The sequence below is a fragment of the Aquiflexum sp. genome, from assembly GCF_041749095.1.
Classification (GTDB): Bacteria; Bacteroidota; Bacteroidia; order Cytophagales; family Cyclobacteriaceae; genus Aquiflexum.
Map to the genome: position 1 here is coordinate 1 of NZ_JBGTCA010000308.1, position 9,737 is coordinate 9,737.

Genomic DNA, 9,737 nt, shown 5'->3' on the forward strand with positions numbered 1-9,737 from the left:
AAATCAGATGGCATGCCGACTTATCATTTGGCCAATATCGTAGATGACCATCTGATGAAGATCACCCACGTGATCAGAGGCGAGGAATGGCTTCCTTCTGCTCCTTTACATGTGTTGCTGTATAAATATTTTGGGGGGGAAGATACCATGCCGCAATTTGCCCATCTTCCGCTTTTGTTGAAGCCTGATGGAAATGGGAAACTTTCCAAAAGGGATGCCGATAAGCATGGTTTCCCTATTTTCCCAATGGATTGGACAGACCCCAATTCAGGAGAGAAAGCCATGGGATTCCGTGAACAGGGCTATCTTCCCGATGCATTCCTGAATTTCCTTGCATTTTTAGGCTGGAATCCCGGTGACCACAGAGAACTGTTTTCATTGGAGGAGTTGATTGAAGCATTTTCCATTGAAAGGATAGGTAAATCAGGTACAAAATTTGACGTCGATAAGGCAAAGTGGTATAATGAACAATACCTCAGAGCCAAATCAGATGAAGAACTTGCCGCATACCTTATTGCCGATCTTGAAAAAGAAGGTATAAGCTTGGACTTGACCAAAGGAGCCCAAATTGCCCATATCATGAAAGAAAGGGCAACATTTCCGGCTGATTTATGGAAGGAAGGAAAATTTATGATCAATGCGCCGACTGAATTTGATGAAGCAGTGGCTTCCAAAAAATGGAACAATGAAGCCGTGACAGTGTTGGGTTCCTATAAAGAAAAACTGAATCAGTTTACCGGAGAATTCACTCCTGAATCTGCCAAATCCATGTTGGAGGATGCTGCAGGGGAAAACGGGATTAAATTGGGGAAAATCATGCAGGCATTAAGATTGGCAGTAACCGGGGTCGGGGCAGGTCCCGATCTAATGGCTGTGTTCAGCATCATCGGTAAAGAGGAATTGACCAAAAGGATCAATTTTGCGTTGGAAACTTTAAAAGTAAACAGTTAATTATCATGGCAAAGAAATCCAAAAAAGAAGAAAATCCAAAAGTGCATAAAGATCTTGACGGTTTTAAGATGAACATCAACTCTTTTGGAGAAATCTCAAGTAGTTTTCCAATAGATAAAATCAACGAATTTCTCAATAAGAACGTAGAAGACAAAAAGCTAAAAGACCGGGAAGATATAGAGGATATCAAGGATGGGAAGAAGAAAAAGTAAAATTTTGTTAAAAATCCATAATGAAAGGCAAAAAGCACAAATTCAAATTGATTTTGTGCTTTTTTTTTAACTTAACTTGCCAATCATTAAGAATATAAGTAATATTCAGACTTAATTATTAGTAGATTGTTGTTATGAAAAAATTGATTGGACTTTTGATATTGTTTTGTATTCCTTTTTTGGGCTTTGGACAAACCGGTTCCATAATAGGGAAAGTAACTGACAACCAAACCGGGGAACCGCTTCCCTTTTGTAATGTATTTATCAACAATACCACCATTGCGACAACAACGGATTTTGAAGGTAATTATGAATTGAAAGAATTACCGGAAGGGGAATTTGAAATTGGATTTTCTTTTATTGGTTACGAGGCAATCCAAAAACCCGCTTCAATCAAACCGGGCGGTCAATTGACCATCAATGTGGCATTGGTCTCCCTTGAACAGGAACTTTCGGATGTGGAAATCAAAGCTTCAAGGGACAGGGCCTGGGAGAGGGATTTGAGGAAATTCAGAAATTTTTTCCTGGGCAATGATAATATGGCGTCTCAATGTGAAATCCTCAATCCATGGGTTATTGATTTTCCGGATGACAATACCAATAACAATTTCAGGGCGATTGCATTTCAACCTATCGAAATCAAAAACAATGCATTGGGTTATTCCCTGACTTTTGACCTTAAAGAATTTGTATTTACTCCCCAGAACAGTATCATTTCCGGTGCCACGAGATTTATGGAATTGGAAACCGATAATTCCAAAACCAAACAACTTTGGCAAAAAAACAGACTGGATACCTACCTAAAATCCCCTGCCAACATGTTCAGGGCAATGATCCAAAACAACCACAATCAAGAGGGCTTTTATCTTTATGGGGACAAAGCCGGGGGTTCGGCCAGTAGGAACCTCAGATCAGATGTATTTTCCAATGAACTCGGAAATTCCATTGTGGAATATAAACCTGAAAATCTGGTAAGTCCGGGCAAAAAGCCAGGTGAATTTCGAATCTTGATGAAAGGAAGGATTGAGATCCACTATGAAAAAGGCTATGCAACGGTAAATACATATAAAGATGCTCCTTACCCAATTTCCTGGCTTGAAGTAAAAGGAAATTATGTGAATATATCTTCAAATGGCATGGTGCTTAATCCCAAAGATGTCACCTTCTCGGGGGATATGGACAAAAGTAAAGTAAGCGCTTTGCTTCCTATGGACTATAAACCAAATCTTGGAGACAGAATAGATGTCCAATTAGCAAAAGACGCCAACAGCCTTCAGGAAAAAGTATATCTTCATACCGATAGGCCTTATTACTACAAAGGCGATCAATTGCTGTTCAAGGCCTATTTCCAATTTGCCAATCCTGAATTGAAAAGGGAACTGAGCAAAATACTCTATGTCGAATTGATATCAGGAAACAGGGATTTAATAGTTCAGAAAAAATTCAAAATAGAAAACGGACAAGCTGTTGGGGAGATTTTCCTTCCTGACACTTTGAAACAAAAGGAATATTATCTAAGGGCATATACTTCCTGGAACCGAAACTATGGACCTGAATCCTATTTTGTTAAGGCCCTTCCTGTCCTATCTACTTATGATAGAATATTGTCTTCTGATAAGCCGCAAGATCCGGACGTACCGATAAAAACGTCTTTTGTTTCAGACAAGGAAAGTTATGGCAAAAGAGAGAAAGTGTCATTGCTGGTTTCTCTCAAAGATGAGGATGGCAGACCGGTTTCTGCTAACCTTTCGGCTTCTGTTAGAGATACCCATTATGCTTCAATCATTCCTGAATCAGTGAACATTGAAAATAGCCTGATGTTGCTGGAAGTTCCCAAAAATATCACGACCGAAAAATTCAATTTTCCAATAGAAAGGGAATGGAATGTGTATGGTCGGTTTCTGAACGAAAAAGCAAAACCAACATCGACACCGTTTACTGTTTATTTGAATAATTTTGAAGGAATGTTGGAGCTGGAATCTGACAAAGATGGCAATTTTGTGCTGGAAGAACTGGACTTCTATGGACCGGTTGATTTTGCATTTTTGGCCTTGGACAAAAAAGGAAGAACCTTTGGTTCCTTTGAGCTCATTCCCAGGCTCAACCCTCCGTTTTTTGTTCCCTCTCACATTGATTTCCCTAAGATCAGTACCACCAATGAATCGATTTTTGAAGGAATGGAAGAGGAAGAAGAAACTGTCGTTCTGGAACAGGTCACCATTGAAACACAAAAAGAAGATTATACCAAACGGGCAATTTATGGCAGGGCTGACCATGTGGTCAGTGGGGATAAGCTGAACAGAAACGGTTCTGTCAGCGATTTGTTGAACAGCCTAAAAGCGCAGATTCCAGGTATGTCGGTCACCACCACACTACAAATCCGGATCCGGGGAGGCGCTACTTCAGCCAACCTTTCCATGGAACCTTTGGTGATGGTAGATGGGGCGGTGATGCCTTCAGGACCAAGCGCCAGGGCTGCGGATAACATTGCAGGCATCAATCCCAATGACATTGACAGGATCGAAGTGGTCAGTAGGATGAGTTCCATGATGGGTGATCTTGGAAGAAATGGAATAATTGCCATTTATCTCAAACGAGGAGTTTCAGAAACTCCTGTTCTTAGTGGGAACACCCCTGGATTGAATAGTCTGGAAATCGATGGGTTTGGTTATGGGGGAAGTTTTGTACCCTTTGACTACAGCTTGGAAGAGGAGCATCCTGAGATTGACCAAAGGGTAACGCTATATTGGAATCCATATTTGGTCACAGACTCCGATGGAGGGCAAGTAAATTTGGAGTTTTACACCAATGATTCTGATAGCCCAAAAATTGTGGTTGTAGAGGGCCTGACCATAGATGGTAAGCCGATAAGTGCTACCCACATCATTCCATCAAAAAAATAGATCCTGAGTGCTTTTGAAAAGATTAATAAACAATCCCTAATTTTGGAAATGCATCTTAAAAGCGTTGTTTTATTGTTTTTGATTTTGATGGGATTTTCCGAAGCTTCCGAAGCCCAGACAAGTTTTGGGATCCGGGGTGGATATTCTTCATCGAACATTACTTACAGGCATGCACCTGGCAGACCACCCATACGGACCTCTGGGATTACTGCCCCGACATTTGCCTTTGTACTGGAGCATTTTGGCAATAAAAATGCAGGGATACAAATCGAATTACAGTACCTAAAGTTAGGCTACACCCAAGAAGATGAACTTACTTTGGCTGTCAATCAATCGGAATGGGATTACCTTAAAGTTCCTTTTCTCTCTAATTTCTATGCAGGAAGAGGGGGCAGGTTCCACATCAAGCTTGGGCCCCACTTTGGATATCTGATGAATGCAACTGATACACAAAGAAATTTCGAAGGACCGACTATAATGCCCACCTATGGAGGGCTTCAAGATGATCCGAGGAAATTTCTATATGGACTGACCGCAGGTGCGGGATTGTCTAAATTGTTTGGGAAAAGTACTTTGGCAGGGGATGTCAGGTTTTCCTATGAATTTGGAAGGCCTGAAAAACAGGATAGGATTTTTGATATGAATTCTACCAATATTGAGATTACACTCACCTATCTTTTCCAAGTTGCAAAATCAAAATTCCAAAATTAAACCTGAAAGGAACTTATCCGCTGCTTTGATGGTATAAGGGAGTAAGCATCCAAAAAATGACCAATCATGTTACAAGCACAGAAAAGACCCGTACATATTTACCTTGAAGCCAATCCCAATCCCAATTCTTTGAAGTTTGTGGTAAACTTTATGTTGGCAGATGAAGGAGTGAGCTTTGATTACCCGGATCAGTCCAGTACTGATAATTCCCCTTTGGCCCATGAGTTGTTTAATTTCGCTTCGGTGGATAGGGTATTCATCGCTTCAAATTTTGTCACTGTAACCAAAAAAGGAGATGTGGATTGGATAGAGATCCAGGATTTCATCAGAGATCATATCAAAAAATATCTGGAAGCGGGCAAAGCTGCTGTTCAGTTCAATTTTGACAAGGATCCTCTTTTTGATGAAAATGATTCCGAAACTGTCAAAAAAATCAAAGGTATATTGGACGAATATATCCGTCCGGCTGTGGAACAGGATGGCGGCGCCATTGTGTTCCATAGTTTTCAACATGGTATTGTCAAAGTATTGTTGCAGGGAAGCTGTTCAGGATGTCCATCAAGTACTGTAACTTTAAAAGCCGGTATCCAAAACCTTTTGACCAGAATGCTTCCTGAAGTCAAAGAAGTGCAAGCAGAGGGCGTCTGATCTGATGTTTCGGGGTAATTGGACGTGGACGTATTTGGGCCTGATCGGTATTCTGATCAGGCATTTTGCCATTAAATACCCTGTGAGGACAGAGGCCTTATATTCCCGGACTTTTTTCCCCGGGATCAGAAACCTGGTGGACAAATCCATCTCACAATTGCCTTTTGCCACAGTTTATATTTTTGTTGCATTTGTCTTTGTTTTTATAGGGATCTATATCTATCATTTTATAAGAAAAGAAGGTTGGAAAAATAAATTGGGATATTCCATCAGGTCTTTGAGCAATTCCCTTGGGGCACTCATATTTCTATTTTTGATCCTGTGGGGATATAACTATCAGAGAATTCCCATTTTTGAACAGATCGGAATAAAACCTTTGACACTGAATCAGGAACAACTAATGGGTGAATTACATTTGACCCGAAGTATCCTCAACCAATTGCGGGGCAATATCGAAGAGGACACTGTGGCCATAGAAAGCATCATGGACTATGCCGACCTGGAAAAACTGGTAAGAGCCAATATGCGGGAGAATCTCTATTTGTTGGGACTGAATTTTACCGGAGAGCCACGTACCAAGCAATTCTATCCTGCCGGCTTTATGAGAAGGATGGGGATTTTGGGTATTTATTTTCCCTTCACTGCCGAAAGTTATATTGACCCAACTTTGCATCCTCTGGAGAAGCCTTTTACCATTGCCCATGAAATGGCGCATAGCTATGGCGTAACGGATGAGGGGGAGGCCAACTTCATCGGGTGGGTAATTTGCTCCAATTCTGATGACCCTTTGTTGCAATATTCGGGACAGTTGAGGTTGCTGCGCTATCAGATGAATGACCTATATAGGATGTCTAAGGAAGATTTCACTGCTTTTTACAAGACTTTACCGGCAGGTATCCGAAATGACCTGATTTCCATTCAGATCGCCCAGCAAAAAATCAAACCCTTCAACTTGGACATCAGCCGCAAATCCAATGACCTCTTCCTCAAAACCCAAGGAGTCAAAGCCGGCGTCAACAGTTATCAGCAGTTGCCCATGTTGGCTTTTGCTTGGAGAAATAGTTTGAATGAGTAGAGAATAATGTAAGTGGAGGAAATTTATATTTGAAAATCCTTAACCATTTCATTTGGGTAATATTTTATCAATATCCTGCCTACCAATTATGGACATTATTTCAACCGTGTTTCCATGAATTCGAAAATAAATACTGTCGGCTCCACATACACATCTTCTATATCCTTTCCGAATTGAATCTACGCTCTGATACTGATATGGATTGTCAGAAATTTTTTCAAACTGATCAAAAAATGCCATATAATAAAGATCAGCTTGGTTTTCTCCAAATATTCGGATTCCGTAATGATGGATCCTAATTAAATCGGCTTTTGCTTCTTCGGTCAATCTATAATTTCCCATTTCAGCGGAATTCTTTTTTAGATTGTGCAAGAATTTCTTCTCGTGTCATTTCTGTAAATCCACTTTGTTCAGCCCTAATAAGTTTGTTCCGTATCCAGTCTATTTCATTTTGTTTTCCTCTAGCCTGACGAATAAGATCATTTACTAATTCACTTTTGCTGGAATACTCATTACTATCGACTTGTTCATTCAACCAATCCTCATTCGGTTTGGTAAATGATATACTTTGTCTTGTCATAATTTTATTTTTTTTATACTATCTGGTTCAAAAATACATCATTATTGCACCATTATCAATTAATAATAAAAAAGAATTGTATGTCTTTTAGAAAAACATTGTCTTTTAAAATTTAAACTTAAACACTCTAGAAACTTGCAAGAAAAAATTGAAGGGTTTTCAAAACCTCAATTTAATTTCAACCAATTTTGAACTCTAATTTCAGAATTCAAATTTGCCAGATCCCAAATCTAAAATCTAAAATCTCAAATCTCAAATCTTAAATCAAATCTCCTCCAACTGCCTCCTATACATCTGTATCGTATTCTCCAATCCAAAGTACAACGCATCACAAATCAGCGCATGCCCTATAGACACCTCCTCCAAAAACGGTATGCTTTTCTTCAGGAATGTAAGGTTATGCAGGTCCAGGTCATGGCCGGCATTGAGGCCTAAGCCTAATTCCCTAGCAAGAAGCGCAACTTCAACATAAGGTTTTACGGCGGCATTTCTGTCTTTTGGGAAAAGACTGGCATAAGGTTCCGTGTAGAGTTCTACCCGGTCAGTCCCCGTGGTTTTGGCCGGTTCAAAATATTTGCTCTCGGGATTGATAAAGATGGAAACCCTAGTGCCTGACTCGTGAAGTTCAGCTACAATATCCTTGAGCATTTCCTGATGGGTGATGGTGTCCCAACCATTATTGGAAGTAAGTACATGCGGTGGGTCAGGAACCAAAGTGGCCTGTGCCGGTCTGACCAAACGGATGATTTCTATAAATCTTTTGTCAGGATACCCCTCAATGTTGAATTCGGTAGTCACGACTTCTGACAGGTCGATAACATCCTGGTAGCGGATATGTCTTTCATCCGGTCTTGGGTGTACGGTAATGCCCTGGGCGCCAAACCTCTCACAGTCCAATGCTACTTTTACGACATCCGGATTATTACCCCCTCTTGCGTTTCTCAGGGTAGCTATCTTGTTAATATTTACGCTCAGTTTGGTCATTTTCCTAAATTAAAAGATAATTTTGTGACAAATTTACACCTATAACACAAACAACAGGACAATGAGTTTAAAGCCAAGTGTAGAAAGTGAAATTAAAAAAGCCATGTTGGCCAAGGACAAAGACAGATTGAGAGCGCTTAGGGCCATCAAGTCTTTGATTTTGTTGGAAGAGACCAAAGGTGGCAGTAAAGGGGAAATTACATCCGAAGATGAAATGAAACTGCTGACCAAGGCAGCCAAACAAAGAAAAGATTCCGCCGACATTTACAAGCAGCAAAACAGGGAAGACCTGTATGCCGTGGAAATGGCCGAGCTTGAAATCATCAATGAGTTTCTTCCCAAACAGTTGACCGATAATGAACTGGAAGCAGCCTTGAAAAAAATAATCAGCGATGTAGGTGCCGAAGGTCCCAAGGACATGGGTAAAGTAATGGGAGCAGCGACAAAGGAATTGGCAGGAAAAGCAGACGGCAAAGCCATTTCCCAGAAAGTGAAGGCCTTATTGGGTTGATGTAAAAAAGGGATGTTGGATCTGATCATCATTGTTTTTCTGGCTATGGGAGCCTATAGCGGTTTCAAGCAGGGATTGTTTATCAGCATCCTATCTATCGTTGCCTTTATCATAGCCGTCATTCTTGCCTTCCATTTCATGGATTGGGGAACGGCTTTGTTGGCAGAAAGGGTGGATCAGCTTACTTTTTTTCTACCATTTGTGGCTTTCCTGATGATATTTCTTGGTGTGATCTTGATCATCAGGGGCTTGGCTTTTCTGGTAAAGAAAACTTTGGATTTCACCATTCTGGGTTCGGTGGATAGTGTGGCAGGGGGCATTCTCGGAATTTTCAAAACAGCCTTTATTCTGAGTCTTTTGCTGTGGATAGCCAATTCTTTTGAGTTTTTTGTTAATCAGGAATGGGTTGAAGACTCAAAATCATATAGCTATATCCAGCCTATTGCTCCCTTCGTCATCATGTATTTGGATCAGTTAACCCCGATCATCAAAGATACCATTGCAGGTATTCAGGAATTGGTAAAGTTAGCCGCAGATGGTACTGTTGATCGATAATTTTGATTCCTTTTCCCATATACTCGCTGATTATTTCAGACAGGCGGGTTTGGATCTGGAAATTTTCAGAAATGATGTTGCGCTCGAAATTCTCAAAAAAAGAGATTGGGATGGGTTGATTTTGTCTCCAGGACCTGAAATTCCGGCCAAGGCAGGAAATTTACTACAGATTTTGGAATATTATCATGACAAAATACCCGTCCTCGGCATTTGTTTGGGACATCAGGCCATTGGAGAGTTTTTTGGTGGGACGTTGGTTAAATCCAAAAAACCGGTACACGGCAAAGTACACCCGGTTTTCAAGGTAAATGAGCATGAAATACTAAAAGGAATTCCAATAACTTTTGAGGTAACCCGGTATCATTCATTAGAAATCACTGATATTCCGGATTCAATTGAGGTACTTTTGGAAACTAAGGACAATGAGATCATGGCCATGGTCCATAAATCACTCCCTATAGTTGGAATCCAATACCATCCTGAGGCGGTTCTCACCCAATATGGACCTAAAATTATAGAAAATTGGATCAAATATTATCGAGTAGGCTTTCCAACATATCATTCAGTATAAAAGAATTTTTTCGGTAAAAAAAGCTTTATCCAAACT

12 protein-coding genes are annotated in these 9,737 nt (G+C 40.4%); 9 read left to right on the plus strand and 3 right to left on the minus strand.

Annotated elements, in window-relative coordinates; all coding sequences use genetic code 11:
* From ACEW8O_RS14175 to ACEW8O_RS14200, 6 genes are all read left to right on the plus strand, one after another.
* Window positions 1-951: glutamate--tRNA ligase (locus tag ACEW8O_RS14175; RefSeq protein WP_373495282.1), on the plus strand; the 951-nt coding region annotated here is incomplete at its 5' end.
* A 5-nt stretch (window positions 952-956) separates the two neighbouring features.
* Window positions 957-1,163, plus strand: a complete 207-nt coding sequence (locus ACEW8O_RS14180; RefSeq protein WP_373495283.1) for a hypothetical protein — start codon at window positions 957-959, stop codon at window positions 1,161-1,163.
* Window positions 1,164-1,297: 134 nt separating this feature from the next.
* Window positions 1,298-4,066, plus strand: a complete 2,769-nt coding sequence (locus ACEW8O_RS14185) for a carboxypeptidase-like regulatory domain-containing protein (RefSeq protein ID WP_373495284.1) — start codon at window positions 1,298-1,300, stop codon at window positions 4,064-4,066.
* 48 nt (window positions 4,067-4,114) lie between these two features.
* Entirely contained in the window at window positions 4,115-4,777 is a 663-nt protein-coding gene (locus ACEW8O_RS14190) for an outer membrane beta-barrel protein (protein WP_373495285.1), read from the plus strand.
* A gap of 66 nt (window positions 4,778-4,843) precedes the next feature.
* Window positions 4,844-5,425 (plus strand): NifU family protein, encoded by a 582-nt coding sequence (locus ACEW8O_RS14195; protein WP_373495286.1) that lies wholly within the window; start codon window positions 4,844-4,846, stop codon window positions 5,423-5,425.
* Window positions 5,426-5,429: 4 nt separating this feature from the next.
* Window positions 5,430-6,500 (plus strand): DUF3810 domain-containing protein, encoded by a 1,071-nt coding sequence (locus ACEW8O_RS14200; RefSeq protein ID WP_373495287.1) that lies wholly within the window; start codon window positions 5,430-5,432, stop codon window positions 6,498-6,500.
* A gap of 48 nt (window positions 6,501-6,548) precedes the next feature.
* On the opposite strand, the gene ACEW8O_RS14205 is transcribed toward ACEW8O_RS14200, so the two are convergent.
* From ACEW8O_RS14205 to ACEW8O_RS14215, 3 genes are all read right to left on the minus strand, one after another.
* A complete protein-coding gene (locus ACEW8O_RS14205) occupies window positions 6,549-6,827 on the minus strand; it encodes a type II toxin-antitoxin system RelE/ParE family toxin (protein WP_373495288.1) in 279 nt (92 codons plus the stop codon).
* A gap of 16 nt (window positions 6,828-6,843) precedes the next feature.
* Window positions 6,844-7,080 (minus strand): type II toxin-antitoxin system ParD family antitoxin, encoded by a 237-nt coding sequence (locus ACEW8O_RS14210; protein WP_373495289.1) that lies wholly within the window; start codon window positions 7,078-7,080, stop codon window positions 6,844-6,846.
* A 264-nt stretch (window positions 7,081-7,344) separates the two neighbouring features.
* The gene (locus tag ACEW8O_RS14215) at window positions 7,345-8,064 is read right to left on the minus strand and encodes a pyridoxine 5'-phosphate synthase (RefSeq protein WP_373495290.1); all 720 of its coding nucleotides are present in this window, start codon (window positions 8,062-8,064) and stop codon (window positions 7,345-7,347) included.
* 61 nt (window positions 8,065-8,125) lie between these two features.
* Here ACEW8O_RS14215 and ACEW8O_RS14220 point away from each other — a divergent pair, with 61 nt between their 5' ends.
* Genes ACEW8O_RS14220 through ACEW8O_RS14230 form a run of 3 tightly spaced genes read left to right on the plus strand, consistent with a single transcriptional unit; the run spans window position 8,126 to window position 9,701 of the window.
* A complete protein-coding gene (locus tag ACEW8O_RS14220) occupies window positions 8,126-8,575 on the plus strand; it encodes a GatB/YqeY domain-containing protein (RefSeq protein ID WP_373495291.1) in 450 nt (149 codons plus the stop codon).
* Between the two features lie 12 nt (window positions 8,576-8,587).
* Complete coding sequence (locus ACEW8O_RS14225) at window positions 8,588-9,130, plus strand: CvpA family protein (protein WP_373495292.1); 543 nt, start codon at window positions 8,588-8,590, stop codon at window positions 9,128-9,130.
* Window positions 9,111-9,701 carry an aminodeoxychorismate/anthranilate synthase component II gene (locus ACEW8O_RS14230; protein ID WP_373495293.1) on the plus strand — a complete coding sequence of 197 codons (591 nt, stop codon included), beginning with the start codon at window positions 9,111-9,113 and terminating at the stop codon, window positions 9,699-9,701. The genes ACEW8O_RS14225 and ACEW8O_RS14230 overlap by 20 nt, the downstream gene beginning before the upstream one ends.
* The last annotated feature ends 36 nt before the right edge of the window (window positions 9,702-9,737 follow it).